Annotated in this window: 15 protein-coding genes and 1 other annotated feature; of the genes, 7 read left to right on the forward strand and 8 right to left on the reverse strand. The window is 43.1% G+C overall.

Annotated features, from left to right (window positions below):
• Both B9J87_RS10880 and tyrA read left to right on the forward strand, forming a co-directional pair.
• Nucleotides 1-1,061 (forward strand): 3-deoxy-7-phosphoheptulonate synthase (locus B9J87_RS10880; RefSeq protein ID WP_141201570.1); only part of this gene is annotated, 1,061 nt, incomplete at its 5' end.
• An 11-nt stretch (nt 1,062-1,072) separates the two neighbouring features.
• Nucleotides 1,073-2,200, forward strand: coding sequence for a bifunctional chorismate mutase/prephenate dehydrogenase (tyrA, locus tag B9J87_RS10885; RefSeq protein ID WP_017043283.1), 1,128 nt, complete (start codon nt 1,073-1,075; stop codon nt 2,198-2,200).
• A gap of 45 nt (nt 2,201-2,245) precedes the next feature.
• Here tyrA and B9J87_RS10890 read toward each other — a convergent pair whose 3' ends face one another.
• Together B9J87_RS10890 and ettA are read right to left on the reverse strand one after the other, a co-directional pair.
• Nucleotides 2,246-2,623 carry a PilZ domain-containing protein gene (locus B9J87_RS10890; RefSeq protein ID WP_094150760.1) on the reverse strand — a complete coding sequence of 126 codons (378 nt, stop codon included), beginning with the start codon at nt 2,621-2,623 and terminating at the stop codon, nt 2,246-2,248.
• 190 nt (nt 2,624-2,813) lie between these two features.
• Entirely contained in the window at nt 2,814-4,481 is a 1,668-nt protein-coding gene (gene ettA, locus B9J87_RS10895; protein WP_010319161.1) for an energy-dependent translational throttle protein EttA, read from the reverse strand.
• Between the two features lie 259 nt (nt 4,482-4,740).
• Here ettA and B9J87_RS10900 point away from each other — a divergent pair, with 259 nt between their 5' ends.
• Nucleotides 4,741-6,690, forward strand: a complete 1,950-nt coding sequence (locus tag B9J87_RS10900; RefSeq protein WP_141201571.1) for a transglycosylase SLT domain-containing protein — start codon at nt 4,741-4,743, stop codon at nt 6,688-6,690.
• Between the two features lie 58 nt (nt 6,691-6,748).
• Nucleotides 6,749-7,048: a trp operon repressor gene (gene trpR, locus B9J87_RS10905; RefSeq protein ID WP_013857539.1), complete on the forward strand. Its 300-nt coding sequence runs from the start codon at nt 6,749-6,751 to the stop codon at nt 7,046-7,048.
• 24 nt (nt 7,049-7,072) lie between these two features.
• Here the strand turns inward: trpR and yjjX are convergent, their stop codons facing one another.
• From yjjX to bamD, 6 genes are all read right to left on the reverse strand, one after another.
• Nucleotides 7,073-7,600 carry an inosine/xanthosine triphosphatase gene (gene yjjX / locus B9J87_RS10910; RefSeq protein WP_094150764.1) on the reverse strand — a complete coding sequence of 176 codons (528 nt, stop codon included), beginning with the start codon at nt 7,598-7,600 and terminating at the stop codon, nt 7,073-7,075.
• Nucleotides 7,572-9,926 (reverse strand): putative bifunctional diguanylate cyclase/phosphodiesterase, encoded by a 2,355-nt coding sequence (locus B9J87_RS10915; protein ID WP_094150767.1) that lies wholly within the window; start codon nt 9,924-9,926, stop codon nt 7,572-7,574. Before B9J87_RS10915 ends, yjjX begins: the two co-directional genes overlap by 29 nt.
• Nucleotides 9,910-10,956, reverse strand: a complete 1,047-nt coding sequence (locus B9J87_RS10920; protein WP_017042910.1) for a polyamine ABC transporter substrate-binding protein — start codon at nt 10,954-10,956, stop codon at nt 9,910-9,912. Before B9J87_RS10920 ends, B9J87_RS10915 begins: the two co-directional genes overlap by 17 nt.
• Nucleotides 10,957-11,171: 215 nt before the next feature.
• Nucleotides 11,172-12,350, reverse strand: a complete 1,179-nt coding sequence (pheA, locus tag B9J87_RS10925; RefSeq protein WP_026028075.1) for a prephenate dehydratase — start codon at nt 12,348-12,350, stop codon at nt 11,172-11,174.
• A gap of 12 nt (nt 12,351-12,362) precedes the next feature.
• Nucleotides 12,363-12,481, reverse strand: a sequence feature (Phe leader region).
• Nucleotides 12,482-12,590: 109 nt separating this feature from the next.
• Entirely contained in the window at nt 12,591-12,917 is a 327-nt protein-coding gene (gene hpf, locus B9J87_RS10930; protein ID WP_026027341.1) for a ribosome hibernation-promoting factor, HPF/YfiA family, read from the reverse strand.
• Nucleotides 12,918-13,365: 448 nt separating this feature from the next.
• Nucleotides 13,366-14,091: an outer membrane protein assembly factor BamD gene (gene bamD / locus B9J87_RS10935; protein WP_013857531.1), complete on the reverse strand. Its 726-nt coding sequence runs from the start codon at nt 14,089-14,091 to the stop codon at nt 13,366-13,368.
• Between the two features lie 155 nt (nt 14,092-14,246).
• Between bamD and rluD the strand changes: the two genes are divergently transcribed.
• From rluD to clpB, 3 genes are all read left to right on the forward strand, one after another.
• Nucleotides 14,247-15,221: a 23S rRNA pseudouridine(1911/1915/1917) synthase RluD gene (gene rluD, locus B9J87_RS10940; protein ID WP_013857530.1), complete on the forward strand. Its 975-nt coding sequence runs from the start codon at nt 14,247-14,249 to the stop codon at nt 15,219-15,221.
• Complete coding sequence (pgeF, locus tag B9J87_RS10945; RefSeq protein WP_094150769.1) at nt 15,221-15,946, forward strand: peptidoglycan editing factor PgeF; 726 nt, start codon at nt 15,221-15,223, stop codon at nt 15,944-15,946. The genes rluD and pgeF overlap by 1 nt, the downstream gene beginning before the upstream one ends.
• A gap of 107 nt (nt 15,947-16,053) precedes the next feature.
• On the forward strand, nt 16,054-18,630 hold the full coding sequence (gene clpB / locus B9J87_RS10950) for an ATP-dependent chaperone ClpB (RefSeq protein ID WP_026027339.1): 2,577 nt from the start codon (nt 16,054-16,056) through the stop codon (nt 18,628-18,630).
• Nucleotides 18,631-18,706: the final 76 nt, after the last annotated feature.

An 18,706-nucleotide genomic window follows, 5' to 3' on the forward strand; every position in this document is an offset into this window, starting at 1 on the left:
GTAATATTAACATCAGTGATGAGCAAGTGCTGATCACTCCGGAACAATTAAAAGCTAAGCTGCCGCTCAGTCATCAAGCTCGCCAGTTCATTCAACACTCTCGTCAGACAATTGCCAATATTATTCATAAAAAAGATCACCGTTTACTGGTGGTGTGCGGTCCTTGCTCTATTCATGATATTGATGCGGCAAAAGAGTACGCAAAGCGCTTGAAATCACTCTCAGAGCAGTTGAGTGATCAACTGTACATTGTCATGCGTGTTTACTTTGAAAAGCCGCGTACAACGGTTGGCTGGAAAGGGCTGATTAACGATCCTCATCTTGATGGCAGTTTTGATATCGAACATGGTTTACACGTTGGTCGTCAATTGTTAGTTGAGCTAGCGGAGATGGAGATCCCTCTGGCGACCGAAGCGCTTGATCCGATCAGCCCTCAATATTTAGCTGATACATTCAGTTGGGCGGCGATTGGTGCACGCACTACGGAATCCCAAACACACCGAGAAATGGCCAGTGGTTTGTCGATGCCGATTGGGTTTAAAAACGGCACCGATGGCAATTTAGCAACGGCAATCAATGCGATGCAAGCGGCATCATCCAGCCACCGCTTTATGGGCATTAATAGTGAAGGGCAAGTGGCCTTACTTACCACTCAAGGCAACCCAAATGGACATGTCATTTTACGTGGCGGTAAGCAAACCAACTACGATTCAGTGTCGGTCACCGAGTGTGAGCAAGAGATGGCAAAACATAAATTGGATGCGTCGTTAATGGTGGATTGCAGCCATGCTAATTCACGTAAAGATTACCGTCGTCAGCCGTTAGTCGCTGAAGATGTGATTCATCAAATTCGTGAAGGAAATCAGTCTATTATTGGTTTGATGATTGAAAGTCACCTCAATGAAGGTAATCAATCTTCTGACCTTCCTCGTAACGAAATGGAATACGGTATATCGATTACGGATGCCTGTATTAATTGGCCATCAACTGAGGCACTATTACGACATGCTCATCAAGAGCTCGTTCCGTTCTTAGAAAATCGCCTAAAAAAAGGTGAATAAAGGGAAGTGCCATGGCTGTTGAACTTAACGAATTACGTGATCAAATTGATGCTGTCGATAAACAAATGGTCGAGCTGCTTGCACGCCGATTAGCTTTGGTTGAAAAGGTGGGGGAAGTCAAGAGCCGACATGGTCTACCGATTTATGCTCCCGATCGAGAAGCGGCGATGCTGGCTTCTCGCCGCGCTGAAGCGGAAAGAAAAGGCGTCCCGCCACAACTGATTGAAGATATTTTGCGCCGTACTATGCGTGAATCTTATGCCAGTGAAAAGGATTCTGGCTTTAAGTGCTTAAACCCAGAGCTGCGCTCTGTGGTGATTATTGGCGGTCATGGTCAACTTGGTGGCTTATTTGGCCGTATGTTCAAACTGTCGGGCTATCAGGTGAAAGTATTAGGCAGTAAAGATTGGCATCAAGCCGATGAGATACTGCATGATGCCGGTTTGGTTGTAGTGACGGTTCCTATTCACTTAACCGTCGGTGTGATTGAAAAACTTGCTCATTTGCCTGCCGATTGTATTTTGTGCGACCTCACATCGATTAAGTCTAAGCCGCTACAGGCGATGCTTAAAACACACTCTGGCCCAGTGGTTGGATTACACCCAATGTTTGGCCCAGATGTCCCTAGTATGGCCAAGCAAGTGATCGTCTATTGCGATGGACGAGGAGAAGAGAGTTATCAGTGGTTGCTAAAACAGTTTTCGATATGGGGAGCGAGTTTGTGCCAGATTGATGCCGCAGAACACGATCATGGCATGACCTTGATCCAAGCACTGCGTCACTTCACTTCATTTGTATACGGTTTACATCTTTCTAAAGAAAATCCGAATATCCAAAAATTACTGCAGCTGAGTTCACCGATTTATCGTTTAGAACTGGCGATGGTTGGACGGCTTTTTGGTCAAGACCCTCACTTGTATGGCGATATCATTTTCTCATCGGAAGAGAACGTTGAGATGATAAAACGTTTTCATGCTTGTTTTGGCGAGGCGTTAACCTTACTTGACGGGCGTGAGAAGCAAGCTTTTGTGGAAAACTTTAGCAAAGTGAGTGATTGGTTTGGCAGTTATTCACAACAATTTATGCTTGAAAGTCAAAACCTGTTAAAACAAGCGAACGATGCCATTCATCGTGTTTAAGGCTGTCTGAACGGCGAGTGCGGTTGTTGTGAATACGGCCGCCGCTCATTCTTCCGGTTCATTCCCTAAATCAGACAAGTATTCCAGTTCGCGATGGAGCAAACTTTCATCACCCATGTTCAATTCAACTAAACGTTTCAAATGGCCAATACTTTCAATATCAATGTGATTGATGCTGACACGAATAATGTTGTTTTGAATGTGGATCAACTTGGCGACCAGATTAATAGTGACATCGCTGTCTGGCAGTGTGAAATGGACTTGTGTCATTTCATTGAGCACTAATTTGTCCGCGTCAGGGCATGAGAGCAATAACCCATGCAGCGACAAATCTTGAATCGTAGTGGTGACGGTATGTTTACCTTGCAATAAGGTGGCAGGCATCTGATAGATGATGCGTGAAAAGCGACGTCTTTCAATCATGGTACTCTCTCTTGTTGAGCGTTGACCTGTGCCAGCTTCGGCTCTGTATCGATCATTGAAAAATTATATCCATTAAGTTTAGACCTAATTGAAGGCAGTGTCGCGAATCCTGCATCTTGTTGTGTGATGCGTGATGTACAAGTAACAAAAAGGCCGCAATAGATTGCGGCCAGAGACTTCAAATACAGAGTTATTTGGTCATACGCTTGTATTTAATGCGGTGTGGTTCTGCCGCTTGAGCGCCCAACGTCTGTTTTAACCACTCAGTGTATTCGCTGTAGTTGCCTTCATAGAACTTCACTTCACCTTCATCACGGTAGTCCAGAATGTGGGTCGCAATACGGTCTAGGAACCAGCGGTCGTGCGAGATAACCATGGCGCAACCAGGGAATTCCAGCAGCGCCTCTTCCAATGCGCGTAGCGTTTCAACATCCAGATCGTTGGTTGGTTCGTCGAGTAATAGGACGTTACCGCCAGCTTTAAGCAATTTGGCTAAGTGAACACGGTTGCGCTCACCGCCCGATAGTTGACCAAGCACTTTTTGTTGATCGACGCCTTTGAAGTTAAAGCGAGAGCAGTAAGCACGCGCAGGAATTTCAAAATTGTTGATCTTGATAATATCCGCCCCTTCAGAGATCTCTTGGAAGACGGTATTTTTGTCGTTCATGCTGTCACGGAACTGATCAACCGAGGCTAATTTCACGGTTGCACCCAATTCAATTTCACCAGAATCTGGTTGCTCTACGCCACTTAGCATTTTAAACAGTGTTGATTTACCCGCACCGTTAGCACCGATGATGCCGACAATCGCTCCTTTCGGCATGCTAAATGATAAATTATCAATCAGTACGCGATCACCAAACGATTTGGTTAAGTTACGAACTTCCAATACTTTGTCACCTAAACGTTCGCCCGGCGGTATGAAGAGTTCGTTGGTTTCATTACGTTTTTGATGTTCAGTATTATTAAGTTCTTCAAAGCGTGCCATACGTGCTTTGGATTTTGCTTGGCGGCCTTTCGGGTTTTTACGAACCCATTCCAGCTCTTTTTCAATCGTTTTTTGACGAGCACTTTCTTGAGATGATTCTTGTTTTAAGCGTTCATCTTTCTGTTCGAGCCACGAGGTATAGTTACCTTGCCAAGGAATGCCTTCACCGCGGTCAAGTTCTAAAATCCAACCAGCAGCATTATCAAGGAAGTAACGGTCGTGGGTGATGGCGACGACTGTGCCTGAATAGTCGACAAGGAAGTGCTCTAGCCAAGCAACAGATTCCGCGTCTAAGTGGTTGGTTGGTTCGTCAAGCAGCAGCATGTCTGGTTTTTCAAGTAGCAAACGGCAGATCGCCACACGGCGGCGCTCACCACCAGACAAAACGGCGATTTTAGCATCCCATTCTGGTAGACGAAGTGCATTGGCCGCACGCTCTAAAGCGTTCTCTAAATTATGGCCATCTTTAGCTTGAATCAGAGCCTCGAGCTCACCTTGCTCTTTGGCTAACGCATCAAAATCGGCGTCGGGTTCTGCATATGCCGCATAAACAGCATCGAGGCGAGTTAGTGCGCCAGCCACATCAGAAACGGCCTCTTCCACCACTTCACGCACGGTTTTTGATTCATCCAGTACTGGTTCTTGAGGCAAGTAGCCGACTTTCAATCCTGCTTGCGGGCGTGCTTCCCCATCAATATCAGTATCGATGCCAGCCATGATACGTAACAGGGTGGATTTACCTGAACCATTGAGACCTAAAACACCGATTTTAGCTCCAGGGAAAAAGCTCAGAGAGATGTCTTTGAGAATTTGACGCTTAGGCGGGACAATTTTACTCACCCGCGACATGGTATATACGTATTCAGCCATTGCCGATTGTTCCTAATCTTAGTAACAGAAGAAAGTGGTCATTTTATACCAAAGCGATCGCATTTGTTACTAGGTACCTAATTTTTAGAGCTTAGATGGTGTTTTTCATCGATAAAAAAGTAACGAAACATTAAGTTACTAAGTTCATATGTCGCACTTTTATGAATTTAATATTATTTACATCTATGGCCTTTACTTTTTTATCTAGAATCAGCGTAATGAAACGGAAATTCCCTTGCTTTGGATAGGACGAGAGCACATGGCGCTCATGCATTTTATAAGACCGCAGCGATTGTTATCATCAATATTAGCGTTGAGCTCCTTGGTGTGCGGCACCGCGTTTTCAGGCGCAATAGAGGATTTGGATAGTCAACGAGAGCTGTACGATCAAGCGCAGAGGTGGCTTGATGAAGATAAAGTTGATGAAGCTAAAAAAATCAGAAATAAGATCAAAAACTATCCATTGACGCCTTATCTGGATTATCGATCTCTGCTGGTCGATATTGGTAATAAACCTCCATTAGCGGTTCAGGTTTTTATCGATACACATCAAGATTTCCCCTTTTCAAACCGCATTCGAGCACCGTATCTAGATGCGTTGGCGGCGAAAGGGAAATGGGCCACCTTGCTTGATTTTCAAAAAACGGAGCCGAATGATGAGCCTTATCGTTGCCACTATTACAACGCGCACTACCAAACAGGCCATAGAGAGATTGCGTTCAAAGGCGCGCAAAAATTATGGCTCAGTGGTAGTAGCATTTCTGACGCTTGTGATCCACTCTTCACCGCATGGAGTGAGCAAGGCGGGTTAACCGATGATTGGTTGCTTAAACGAATGTTATTGGCGTTTGATGGGCGTAATTTAACGCTAATGAAATACTTACAGAAAAAATTAGTTAAGCCAAAATCACAGGCGACAGCGCAAGCGATGATCGATCTCTACCGCTCGCCAGAAAATGTGCTGACTTTTGCTAAACAATACACCGATGGCACGTTTAATCAGCAGTCGATTCAATTTGCGTTAGAAAAGCTAGCACGCCAAGATGCAAAGCTTGCGCAAAGTGTGTACCAAACTCTTCTCGATCAGAAAATACTGGCGGATGCTTATCAGCGTCTTATTGCAGAATATATAGCCAGAATATTGCTTGATACCGAGGAGCAAGCACTCGCAAACTGGCGAGATAGTGTGATAGCGCAAAGCTCAAACAGTCTTTTGCTCGAGCAGAGGATCCGCAAGGCGCTGACCGTTGGTCGTTGGGATGAAGTGAAATTCTGGACAGAGCAGCTCCCCGCTGATGAAAAAGCCAGCTTACGTTGGCAATATTGGCTTGGGCGCGCTGATATTGCGTTGGGTGATGAAGCCAAAGGATTACAACGTTTAAATGCGATGATTGGGCAACGTAATTTCTACAGTGTCGCGGCCGCTAATATGGTGAAACAGTCAGTAAATTATCCCAGTACATCGATTAAGCTTAATCCTAATTTATTGACGCCGTATAAAAAAGCCTTAGTACGGATCCAAGAGCTGATTGAACGAGATAAAATCGCTGCTGCAAAAAGTGAATGGAAATGGTTACTCGATCGTGCAGATACAAAAGAAAAAGAGATGCTAGCGGCCTACGCCGACTCCCAACGTTGGTATAGTTTAACTGTGACAGCCTCTATTTCGGCGCGGATGTGGGACAACATGCAATTGCGTTTTCCATTAGCCCATCAATGGTGGTTTAACTTCTATGGCCAAAAACACGACATCGACCCAATTATGCTGATGTCACTTGCTCGTCAAGAAAGTGGAATGGATGTTGAGGCTCAATCGCCCGTTGGCGCTCGCGGTATCATGCAGATTATGCCGAGCACGGCTAAGTATACGGCTAAAAAATATCAGCTGACCTATAACGATGAGCAAGAGTTATATGAGGTGGGCAAAAATATCGAAATAGGCAGCCATTACTTAAATGGATTATTAGAGCAATACAGCGACAATCGAATTTTTGCATTTGCTGCCTATAACGCTGGGCCAAATCGCGTCAATCAATGGCGAGAGAAAACACAAGGCAAGTTAGATGCTTACGCTTTTATTGAAGCGATTCCCTTCCGGGAAACCCGCGGGTATGTGCAAAATATTTTGATGTTTGAGACTTACTATCGAGATTTGATGGGGATTGAAGGTGAATTTCTCAACCAAGATGAGCTCAATACAAAATATTAATTCCAATACGAAGTGAAAGTTCTACAATAGCGGAACGTATCACTTAGCGAGTACATTCATGCCACACCAACCTGAGTACACTGATTGGCAGCAGCTAATGGAATTGGTTAAATCAGCCACAGAGCAAGAGCAGCACGCAATGCTACTCACCATGATGATGACCCCAGATGAGCGAGATGCGCTCGTGGCGCGTGCGAACATCTTATGTGAGCTACTTAAAGGGGAGTTATCACAGCGGCAGATTAGCCAATTGCTCGGAGTGGGAATTGCGACCATTACGCGTGGCTCAAATGAGCTCAAAAGTAAATCAGAACAAGAAAAGTCGCAATTAGCCGCTCTGCTACTCAAGGTGTCTTAAGGGTTCCTTGAGTTTGCCAACCTTTTATAAATTAGCAGGGAAATGCTCTGGGTTGATAAAAGGGATTAACGCGAGGATCAATGCTTGATGGTAGACCGAGCTGCGAGTGAGTTGGTTATGAGTGAGCAGGCTGATCGCCCCGCCTTTCTGTTTGATATTTTGGCAGTCAAACAGTTTATCCATCACATCGCCTAGCTCATTTTCGTGACTTAATAGCTCTAATACTTGAGGTGGTAGCATTAAGCTGGCTGAACGCGATTCTCCTCTATGAGTGGTGGATTCAATCACCATCCACGCAAAAGTCACTGTATTCTCAATGCCCGCTTCTAACCCGACGTAATAATCTGCCGTGGGATCTTGCTCTTTCGCATTTCGTACTCGGTTAAGTGCACCTTGGTGGGTTTCTTCATCTGTCATCGGTTGATCCGCGACACCACTGGGCACACTCACCCCTTTAAATGAGAAAGTATCCTGTGGAAAGGTACTTTCAAATGCACTTTTGACTGCATTGATTTTGGCCGGGTTAAGAGAGGCAATGATCACATTTTTCATAAACAGCGTTTAACTCTTTTTGTTGTTGGTACCATGAAACCAACGCATTTAATGGCATTGGTTTGGCAAAATAATAGCCTTGCATGAAATCACATTGGTAATCAGCAAGCCAATTATGCATCTCTTTACTTTCAATACCTTCGGCGGTGACTTGCATTGATTGAGAGTGGCAAAGTTCGATCAAAGGCTTAATGATCTTGTGATTGTCAGTGGTGATGAGTGTATCTAAAAAAAGCCGATCGAACTTAATTTTTTGTACTGGATATTGCACCAATTGAGTAATGGAGGTGTAACCAGAACCGAAATCATCAATCGCCAATCCGTAGCCTAAATGCGATAGTTCGTGAAGCAGTGGAAAACCGTTTGAATTGGCAGAAAAAGTTTCTGTAATTTCAAAATCAATCAAATGGGGAGGAACCGCATTCTCCTGCGCATGTTTATGAATGTAATGAGCTAACTGTAAAGAGTTTAATTCTGCTGATGAAAGGTTAATCGATAACTGAACAGGGTGTTCAAACATCGCTTGCAGTGCATGGAACTCCTCGAAAGCTGAACGGACGACCCAGCGATCAATGTTGCCAAATAACCCGGTTTGTTCGGCTATCGGAATAAATTCTTTTGGTGAAATCGTACCGAGCAGTTTGGATTCCCAACGAAGTAAAACTTCAAATCCTGAGACTGTATTGCCAGCACGATTTAAATAAGGTTGGTAGACCAAGCTAAATTCCTGATCAAAATCACCTCGGCGTAATGCTTGCTCAATATTGGCTCTGCGCAGAACACCCTTATTGAGCTCTGGCGAGTAGTAAGCTATTTGGTTCTTCCCAGCATTTTTTGCTTGATACATGGCCGTATCAGCATTAGATAATAATTTTTCTAAGGTATAGCCATCGGTTGGGTAGGTAGCGATACCAATACTTGCTGTGATAGGGAAATTTCCGAGTGGTGAGTTATGCTGGTTTTGTAATGGGATCAGTAGCTGAGTGGCAAATTCGCTTGCCGCTTGTATAAAACTACTATCAGGTGTAGAAATAAAAATTGAAAACTCATCCCCTGATAGTCGCGCTGCTAGGCTTTTTACTTGATACTTTTCAAAGAAAAAGTTGCGCAATGAGCCAATATGCTGTGCAAAGTTGACTAATAATGCATCACCGACCTGATGTCCATATTTATCATTGACGTATTTGAAATTATCTAAATCAATATACAAAACCCAGATGTTATCTGTGTGTCTTGCTTTTGCTAGCACTCTTTCTACTGATTGTTGAAAGTGGTGGCGATTGGCAAGTTTTGTTAAGTGATCGTACTCTGCAAGTGCTTTTGTTTTCTTATATGTGGTATCAAGCTCCTGATACATATCGTAAAAACGAGAGGATAGCCGGCCAATTTCATCGTTACTCTTGAGAGTTTCGATATTGTCACGCTGCTTATTCTCTACTTCTTTCAATTGTTGATCTAATTGGGATATGGGCTTGATTACATGCCGGTATAATAAATACAAAAGCAGCAACACAGTCACTAGAGTCGATATTCCAAACGACAACGCTAACCGTTTTTTAATGGCATAAAGTTTGTCGTTAATTAGATACTGTGCAGGATCAAGCGTGGCATAAAGATCTGATTTTAATTCAACAGTTTGCGTTAATCCTACCTTTTTAATATCCGCTGCGTCAGTGAAAAAAATGGTACTTCGGTTATCAAATTCTATTTTCTTCATCAGTCGATTAAAGGGTTCTAGTACGACGAAAACAACAACAAAGAAAATTTTATCGCGGTTATAGCTAAGCGGTGTCGTAAGTGTTTGAGTATCTAAAACATCATACCGAACTAGAATACCTTCACCGCTGGAATTTGTCGTATAGTCAACATAAGAGGTTTTCTGTGTGCTATCGAAAGTGTTTTGTATGTGGTTGAGAATTTTTGTATCGATTTTGGCGAAGGGGTCACCACTATTTTCGGCATAATAAAGAACATTTTTGCTGCCATCCAAAATAGATAACGCAATAAAATTATTCTCTTGTGATTGGAGAATCTCCAATGTTTGCTGAAAGTTATCAACCAGTTCTAACTCTCGATAAGGGTTGCGCTCATGTGCAACGTAGTGACGAATGATATCGCTTTTCGTTAGGGTGTAAGCGTAGCTATTCACCAGGTATTGGGTCTGACGAAAGTGACCCGCGAGTTTTTCCATACTCAGTTGAAGATAGCTTTCTTCTCTTTTCAGCAAAGCATCTTTTTGATTGGAGTAGATAATGTAACTAGATGCCACTGCACTGAGAAGAATAACCGGTGTTATCAGCAACAGAATTCTATTGTTGAGCTTCATGTTGTTCCAAAATACTGTTAATGATTTTTGCTCTCAAACTAATATCGGCAGGGAGCAATTCGCTATCAATAATGCCTTGTTCTAACAAAGCTGGGTTTGGAAATAATGATGCATCATTTCGGTAACTATCTGGCATTAAATTTAGGGCACTTAAGTTTGGTGTCGCAGCTTTAATATCTTTTGCATTTATTGCGGCAACTTCTGGGCTCAATAAGTGGTTTATAAACTCTTTTGCATGCTCTTTATTTTTTGAATTGCTGTTGATGGCTAAACAATCCACCCAAATATAGGGTCGGCCTTGCGGGGTGACAAAATCCCAATCATTGCTGCCAAAATACTTATTCAATGAAAATTGGTCACCGCTATATGCGAGTGCCATATCTAAGCCATCACTGTCAGGATGGCTTCGGACGTAACTCAATATATATTCATAGGTTAAGATATTGCGATTCACGGATAGCATCTTTTGATAAGCCTGTTTCAGTGCATTATCGTTATTTGTAATTGGCGATTGTTGTTGGGCATACAATGCTGGCAACAGGGTTTCAACTGTATCGTGAAGCATCCCCACATGGCCTTGGAGTGCTGGTGGCATGTCGATGAGATCAGCCCAGTTTTTGGGTTTGGCTGGAAATTTACTTTTTTTGTAGACGATGCCTACGGTTCCCCAAAAGTAAGGAATAGCGTGGCTACCGCACGCTTGATTCCATTTCGTATCATTATGCTTTCTATTCGGTAGAGCACTAAGATCTTCAAAGGTGTTGAGCCGAGAGTAGATAAGAGCTGATACGTTATCTAACACTACAATATCAAAAGGTAGCTGGACACTTTTGACCATCAATAGACTGCGTTCATCGTCATTATCAAAATGATATAGATTAATATCGATGCCGCTACTTTGCCGCCATTGATCAACGATTTGCGGTGACATAGTGTCTTCCCACAAATAAATATTGAGCTCTGAGCTTCGAATGTGCGCTGAAATGCCTAGTAGAAATAGCATTAAAGCCAAAGGATGGATTTTCATCATGATATAAGTAGATGAACCTTATTTATTGGAAAAGGGCATCGTTCACAATGAAAGTGTCACAGATATCTTATGACGTGCGGAATATATTCCGTGAATTCAAAGTAGGCTGACAGCCCAAAACATAGTGATTAATTATGTGTGAAATGATTGGGCATTATATGAACTATGTTGATGTCTGTCAGCTGACTTCTGTCAAATATTTGACTTAAATGTGATTATTGAAGTTTTACTTGGGTCGGTTTAACATTTTCGCTTGGGTAGCAACCTAATACTTTTAAATGCTTAGTGATTTTTGTTAGCTCATTCAATGCTTGCTGCATTTCAATGGAATCAAGATGTGATTCAAGATCAACATAGAACATTTCTTCCCAAGGATTACCCATAATAGGTCTCGATTCCAATTTGGTCATATTGATGCCGTAGCGTTGCAGCACTAACAAGCTTTCAACAAGTGAACCAGCTTGTTGCGATGTCGACATGATTAATGTCGTCTTCGCTGGAATTTGAGTAGAGACTTCCACGGGTTTTCGCGCAACAACAATAAAGCGAGTCTGGTTTTCTGTTTGATTGGCGATATTAGATTTGATCGATTGTAAGCCGTACAGTTTACCGCTAGAAGCATTGCCAATTGCGGCAACATCGTTGCGATTAAGCTGCTGTACTTTTTGCATCGCATCAGCTGTGCTCGCACAGGTTTCAAGCGTAACGCCTTTTAGGCGGCTTAAAAATTCGCTGCACTGCTGGTGGGGTTGTGGGTGTGAATAAAGGGTTTTGAGCTCTTCCAAGCGTAATTCAGAGGTGGCGACTAAGCAGTGCTCAATCGGTAAAGTGAGCTCACCGACAATGTACAAGGTAGTATGTTGCAGCAAATCATACACTTCGTTAATTGAACCTGAACTGGTATTTTCAATCGGCAATACCCCATAGTCAGCATGACCTGATTCAACTGTTTTAGTGACTTCTTTAAACTGATCGCAATTGAGTTCGATCAACTCTGTATTTTTACGACTGAAGTACTCACGGGTTGCAAGATGGGAGTAAGAACCTTTAGCACCTAAAAAAGCAACCCTTGCCAGCGGTTTACGGCTCAGTTGCGGATTGGCTAGATTCTGCAAGTATGCTTGCTGTAGCAAGACGGAGTCTTCAATGATGGTATGAAATAGTTTAGTAATATACTGAGCATCTAAATTGTATTTTTCTTTACCAGTGTTAATCAATTTGACTAAAAGTTGCTGTTCACGTATTGCATCTCTCACAGGTTTTGCGGTTTCCACTTTGCTTTTAGCGACTTCAATGCTGAACTTTCGACGTTCTGCCAGTAGGTTTAGCAGTTGATCATCAAGCTCGTTCAGTCGCAAGCGGATCTCTTCAAGTGAATAGTGCTTTTCAGTCATAAAAATGTCCTTGTAAAAAAGCCTCCCAGTGGGAGGCTTCCTGTTCGTTTTTGACTTATCTTCTGTCAACGACCATGCCTCCAAGGTTATTGGAGAAAAAAGAAGTCAAAAAAGAACAGTGAGGTTAAGTGCATAAGAAGGTGATTTCTCTTTGAATGTAAAGACACAATAAGCAAGCAACCGTAGAGCGTCAAGCAAAAAAATAGCGCTTGAAAGCGCTATTTTTCATCATATTAAACTTTATTCAACTTCTTCTTCTACTTCCGGTTTGTCGGTACGACGAGCTTCCGGTTTATGGCGCAGTTTGTTGAGTTGGCGCTCTAATTTTTGTTCTACCTCATTGATGGCTGCGTAAAGATCTTCATGGGTTGCAGAAGCGACTAATTGTCCTTTGGGTACAGTGATAATAGCTTCGAATCTTTTTTGTTTATTGGGTTCTTCACTAAAGCTAGCTTGGCATCCTATGATATCCACTTGCCATTTTTCTAGTTTTTTAAATTTGCTCTCAATGTGAGTGCGGATTGCAGAGGTGATGTCGATATTTTTACCAGTGATAGTTACTTTCATAGATGTTTTCCTCTGTTGCATCCCTCATGGGTTAACTTCAGATTACTGATTTAATACTAAAGTAATGTGATCCAGATCGCTTTATTAGATGTGATTTCAAAGGGCGAGTTTAAACGTGATCTCACGCAAAGAGTGCTGACAAAGAGTAAAGAAAAAGCTTGTGATTCCTATCAATCTGGATAGATTGGTTAAAAGATTAAGCTAAGAATTTCCCATTTTTAGGGTGTTTTTGCGGCCTAAAAAGAGCGCTGCTCATTTCTTATTCAAGTGTTTTTTGTGATTTTTATTCTAACGATGTTTTGAACACCTCCCTTTTTATTTCAGTTTTCCCTGCACCACTCATTTTCCAGCCGTCTTTTGCTGGCGTGTTATTATTCCCATCGACTCCAAATAAAAAAACCACTCAAAGCGTGAGTGGTTTTCATGGCGTACCTAAGCTTATTGCAAACTATTGTGGATTGAGTGCAATTAACTTTTGAGTTCTGGCAATGGCATCGTTCAGTTTGAGCTGTTTATACGCTTCCAACTGAATGTGTAATGATTTGCGAGCCGCTTCAGTGTCTGGATACGTTTTTTGTAGCTCCTGAGCACGGTTGATGGCCGCAATCCAAGATTCACGGCGTAAGTAAAAATCAGCTGTGGCAAGGTCATATTCAGCCAGCCTATTTTTTAACGCGAATAAGCGTTTATGAGCATCTTCTGCATAAGGGCTTGTTGGGTAGCGTTGCAGCAGTTTCTTAAAATCAGCAAACGCAGCTTTTACCGGTTCTGGATCACGATCCGCGCGATCGACATTAAATAGGTCATGCATGAAGTTGCGATCTTGCGCCATATGCGTCAAACCACGCATGTAGAGTACCCAATCCATTTTTTCATGGGTTGGATTCAAACGGGTAAAGCGTTCAATGGTCGCTAAACCTAACGCAAGATCATCGTTTTTGTAGTAAGCGTAAATAAGGTCAAGTTGAACTTGTTCTGAATACGCGCCGAAGGGATAACGTGAATCTAACGCCTCAAGTTTTTGAATGGCCGTTAACCAGTTACCACTTTGCAGTGAGGTTTGTGCTTCTGAGTATAATTCAGAAGGCGGCACATCAGGGACAATCTCTTCGCTGCTTGAACAGCCAAATAACAGTGATAATGCGAGTAAGCCTGATAAAGTGTGGTGTTTCATGACAGGAGTCGTTTCCTTGAATTAATGCTTCTTAATTGAGTGCGTAATCGCTTTACAAATCGTTTCGTTACTTTCTTAGCAGTAACAGATACAATGACGCCATATTTTATCCATACTAGACGCTATTAGTCTCACGGTTTTTAAAAAAGTTCGATATGGCTCAGCAGATTGAATTAACAAATACAGTAAAAGATAGCCAGTTAGGTCAACGTTTAGACCAAGCTGTCGCTGAATTATTCGCAGATTTCTCTCGTTCACGTCTAAAAGAGTGGCTTTTAGAAGGCAAAGTTCAGGTCAATGGTGAGGTGATCACTAAACCAAGAACGAAAGTCATGGGGGGAGAAATCATTACGGTCCAAGCCGAGCTTGAAGATGAAGAGCGTTGGGAAGCGCAAGATATACCTTTAAATATCGTGTATGAAGATGACGATATTATGGTCATCAACAAACCACGAGATTTTGTCGTTCATCCAGGCGCGGGTACTCCAGATGGCACAGTCTTAAATGCACTGTTGTTCCACTATCCAGCTATTGCAGAAGTACCTCGTGCGGGGATTGTGCATCGTTTGGATAAAGATACGACTGGTTTAATGGTGGTCGCTAAAACGGTTCCTGCACAAACACACTTAGTTCGAGCGTTGCAAAAGCGTAAGATTACGCGTGAATATGAAGCGATTGTGATCGGTACGATGACGGCTGGTGGGATGATCGATAAGCCGATTGGCCGCCACTCAACAAAACGTACATTGATGGCGGTAAGCCCGATGGGTAAACCAGCGGTAACTCACTATCGTGTGGCCGAGCATTTTCGTGAACATACGCGACTTCGTTTGCGTTTAGAAACGGGCCGTACTCACCAAATTCGTGTGCATATGTCATATTTACAGCATCCTTTGCTTGGGGATACCGCCTATGGTGGCCGCGCTAGGATTCCGAAAGGGGCAACGCAAGAGCTGACCGATATGATCCGTGGTTTTGATCGTCAGGCTTTGCATGCCGTTATGCTTCGACTTGAGCATCCTGTGACTGGTGAAATGCTAGAATTTCATGCGCCAGTACCTGACGATATGATCATTATGGCGGAAGCTTTACGCGTAGATACTAAGTTGAATAAAAAAGACGAGTTCTAATGCAGAAGATCATCCCTAACTGGAATGCACCTAAACATGTAAAAGCTTTCTCCTCGACTAGAGTCGGTGGCTTTTCGTTAGCTCCTTATCAAGGGCTGAATTTAGGCATGCATGTTGGGGATGATCCTTTATCCGTTGAAAAAAATCGCCAATGGCTAACGCAGCAAGCGGCGATGCCCTCTGAACCTATTTGGCTTGAACAAACGCATTCAACACAAGTGCTAGAGGTTACTCAACCTACTCAGCAGATTCTGAGTGCCGATGGTGTTTTTACCCATCAGCATAATGTGGTTTGTTCTGTAATGACCGCTGATTGCTTACCTGTTCTACTCACTAATCACCAAGGCAGCGAAGTGGCTGCAGTTCATGCTGGTTGGCGCGGTTTAGCTAATGGGATACTCGAAAATACGCTCGCCAAATTTTCTAGTGATATCCTAGCTTGGCTCGGTCCTGCTATCGGTCCTACGGCATTTGAAGTCGGTGATGATGTATACCATGCCTTTGTTGATCAAAATACCAAAGCAAAGGTCGCATTTTCTCTTCAAGAGAATGGAAAATGGCTAGCAAATATTGCACAGTTAGCCACGTTAAGGTTGCATCAATGCGGTGTTTCAGAAATATCAGATAGCGGCCTTTGTACCTTCCATAATCCTCATCAGTTTTATTCCTATCGACGCGACGGAATCACAGGTCGCCAAGCTTCATTTATTTGGATCGAAGAGTAACTTACGCAAGATCAATCTTCCCTAACTTGCCCCTTGAAAAAGCACTAGTGCGTAGCCATCTTTAGCTACGTAAGATTAGTTTCTCAATTAAGGTGAGGAAAGTTGGTATGCGTCTTGATCGATTTACAAGCAAATTTCAAATTGCCATTTCTGATGCTCAATCATTGGCATTAGGCCGTGATCATCAATATATCGAGCCTGTTCATTTGATGGTGGCATTGCTCGATCAAAATGGCAGTCCAATTCGTCCACTTCTTACTATGTTAAGTGTGGACGTTATGCAATTGCGCTCGAAGCTCAGTGAGATATTAGACCGTTTGCCAAAAGTTAGCGGTATCGGTGGTGATGTTCAGCTTTCTAGCGCAATGGGTACTATGTTCAATTTGTGCGATAAACTCGCGCAAAAACGGCAAGATTCCTACATTTCTTCGGAAGTATTTTTGCTAGCCGCACTAGAAGATAAGGGCGCGCTTGGTCAATTACTCAAAGAAATAGGGCTTACCGAGAAAAAAGTTTCTGAAGCAATAGAAAAAGTGCGTGGAGGTCAGAAAGTGAATGATCCAAATGCAGAAGAGCTAAGACAAGCGCTTGAGAAATTCACAATAGATCTAACTGAACGAGCGGAACAAGGCAAACTTGATCCTGTCATCGGCCGTGATGACGAAATTCGTCGTACCATTCAAGTATTGCAACGCCGGACCAAAAACAACCCCGTGATTATTGGTGAGCCCGGTGTAGGTAAAACGGCGATTGTGGAAGGGTTAGCGCAGCGCATTATTAATAATGAAGTGCCAGAAGGTCTACGTGGTCGTCGAGTATTGTCATTAGACATGGGGTCTTTGGTCGCAGGGGCTAAGTATCGTGGTGAATTTGAAGAACGCTTAAAATCGGTGCTTAACGAGCTAGCGAAAGAAGAGGGTAATGTCATCCTCTTTATTGATGAGTTGCACACTATGGTCGGTGCAGGTCGAGGCGAAGGCGCAATGGATGCAGGGAATATGCTTAAGCCCGCTCTGGCTCGAGGAGATCTACACTGCGTCGGTGCGACCACTTTAGACGAGTATCGTCAATATATAGAGAAAGATCCGGCACTTGAGCGACGTTTCCAAAAGGTACTGGTTGATGAGCCTAGCGTAGAAGACACAGTAGCTATTTTGCGTGGTTTGAAAGAGCGTTATGAGCTCCATCACCATGTGGAGATCACCGATCCCGCTATTGTTGCTGCTGCGAGCTTATCGCACCGTTATATTTCTGATCGCCAGTTGCCTGATAAAGCGATTGACTTGATCGATGAAGCCGCTTCAAGTATTCGAATGCAAATAGATTCAAAGCCAGAATCTTTAGATAAGCTTGAGCGCAAAATTATTCAGCTGAAAATTGAGCAACAAGCGCTAACGAATGAACACGATGAAGCGAGTGAAAAACGCTTACAGGTGTTAAACGAAGAGTTAAAAGTGAAAGAGCGCGAGTTTGCCGAGCTGGAAGAAGTTTGGAATGCGGAAAAAGCAGCTCTTTCGGGTACACAGCATATTAAGTCCGAATTAGAGCAAGCGCGTATGGATATGGATTTCGCACGTAGAGCGGGTGACTTGAACCGTATGTCAGAACTTCAATATGGCCGAATTCCTGAACTTGAAAAGCAGCTCGACCTTGCAACTCAAGCTGAAATGCAAGAGATGACTTTACTGCGCAACAAAGTAACTGATGTAGAAATAGCGGAAGTGCTTTCAAAGCAAACTGGTATTCCAGTTTCTAAAATGCTGGAAGCTGAGAAAGAAAAACTGCTGCAAATGGAGGATGCGCTGCATCAACGAGTTATCGGACAAGTTGAAGCCGTCGAAGTGGTATCAAATGCGATTCGCCGTAGCCGAGCTGGGTTATCTGATCCAAATAGACCGATTGGTTCCTTCTTATTCTTAGGGCCAACTGGTGTGGGTAAAACTGAATTGTGTAAAACACTCGCAAACTTTATGTTTGATAGTGAAGATGCCATGGTGCGAATCGACATGTCTGAGTTTATGGAAAAACACTCAGTAGCGCGATTAGTCGGCGCGCCTCCAGGTTATGTGGGCTACGAAGAGGGTGGCTACTTGACCGAGGCTATTCGTCGTAAACCGTACTCGGTTATCTTGTTGGATGAAGTTGAGAAAGCACACCCTGATGTCTTTAATATCCTACTACAGGTATTAGATGATGGGCGCTTAACTGATGGACAAGGACGCACAGTTGATTTTCGTAATACAGTGGTAATTATGACCTCAAACTTAGGGTCTTCGCAAATTCAAGAAAAATTCGCAAGCTTGGATTATGAAGGCATTAAAAAAGAGGTAATGGAGATTGTAGGTAAACATTTTAGACCAGAGTTCTTAAACCGAGTGGATGAAAGTGTAGTATTCCATCCGTTGGCGCAAGAACAAATTAAATCGATCGCTTCTATTCAATTAGCCCGTCTTGGTAAACGAATGGAAGAGAAAGGTTATCAGCTTGAGGTATCTGAAAAAGCGTTAGAGCTGATTTCTCAAGTTGGGTTTGATCCTGTTTACGGAGCAAGACCATTGAAACGCGCTATTCAACAAAGCGTTGAAAATCCATTAGCGAAAGAAATCTTGGCAGGAAGAATCCTACCGGATAAAAAAGTTAAGCTAGTTGTTAGCAATGACCAAATTATTGCTCATCAAGACTAAACATTTACATTCAAAAGGGCCAGAAATGGCCCTTTTTGTTGTCATCCCTAAACCACCGCCTTGGGCGGTGGTGATT

The sequence above is a fragment of the Vibrio sp. V19_P1S1T109 genome, assembly GCF_002241375.1.
Classification (GTDB): domain Bacteria; phylum Pseudomonadota; class Gammaproteobacteria; order Enterobacterales; family Vibrionaceae; genus Vibrio; species Vibrio anguillarum.

Excerpts from the sequence above, each read along its gene's own strand:
- bamD (WP_013857531.1), bottom strand. The coding sequence starts at position 14,091 with ATGAAACACCACACTTTATCAGGCTTACTCGCATTATCACTGTTATTT.
- yjjX (WP_094150764.1), bottom strand. The coding sequence starts at position 7,600 with ATGAAAAATGTGATCATTGCCTCTCTTAACCCGGCCAAAATCAATGCA.
- rluD (WP_013857530.1), top strand. The coding sequence starts at position 14,247 with ATGGCTCAGCAGATTGAATTAACAAATACAGTAAAAGATAGCCAGTTA.
- tyrA (WP_017043283.1), top strand. The coding sequence starts at position 1,073 with ATGGCTGTTGAACTTAACGAATTACGTGATCAAATTGATGCTGTCGAT.
- B9J87_RS10900 (WP_141201571.1), top strand. The coding sequence starts at position 4,741 with ATGGCGCTCATGCATTTTATAAGACCGCAGCGATTGTTATCATCAATA.
- clpB (WP_026027339.1), top strand. The coding sequence starts at position 16,054 with ATGCGTCTTGATCGATTTACAAGCAAATTTCAAATTGCCATTTCTGAT.
- pgeF (WP_094150769.1), top strand. The coding sequence starts at position 15,221 with ATGCAGAAGATCATCCCTAACTGGAATGCACCTAAACATGTAAAAGCT.
- trpR (WP_013857539.1), top strand. The coding sequence starts at position 6,749 with ATGCCACACCAACCTGAGTACACTGATTGGCAGCAGCTAATGGAATTG.
- B9J87_RS10890 (WP_094150760.1), bottom strand. The coding sequence starts at position 2,623 with ATGATTGAAAGACGTCGCTTTTCACGCATCATCTATCAGATGCCTGCC.
- hpf (WP_026027341.1), bottom strand. The coding sequence starts at position 12,917 with ATGAAAGTAACTATCACTGGTAAAAATATCGACATCACCTCTGCAATC.
- pheA (WP_026028075.1), bottom strand. The coding sequence starts at position 12,350 with ATGACTGAAAAGCACTATTCACTTGAAGAGATCCGCTTGCGACTGAAC.
- B9J87_RS10920 (WP_017042910.1), bottom strand. The coding sequence starts at position 10,956 with ATGATGAAAATCCATCCTTTGGCTTTAATGCTATTTCTACTAGGCATT.
- B9J87_RS10915 (WP_094150767.1), bottom strand. The coding sequence starts at position 9,926 with ATGAAGCTCAACAATAGAATTCTGTTGCTGATAACACCGGTTATTCTT.
- ettA (WP_010319161.1), bottom strand. The coding sequence starts at position 4,481 with ATGGCTGAATACGTATATACCATGTCGCGGGTGAGTAAAATTGTCCCG.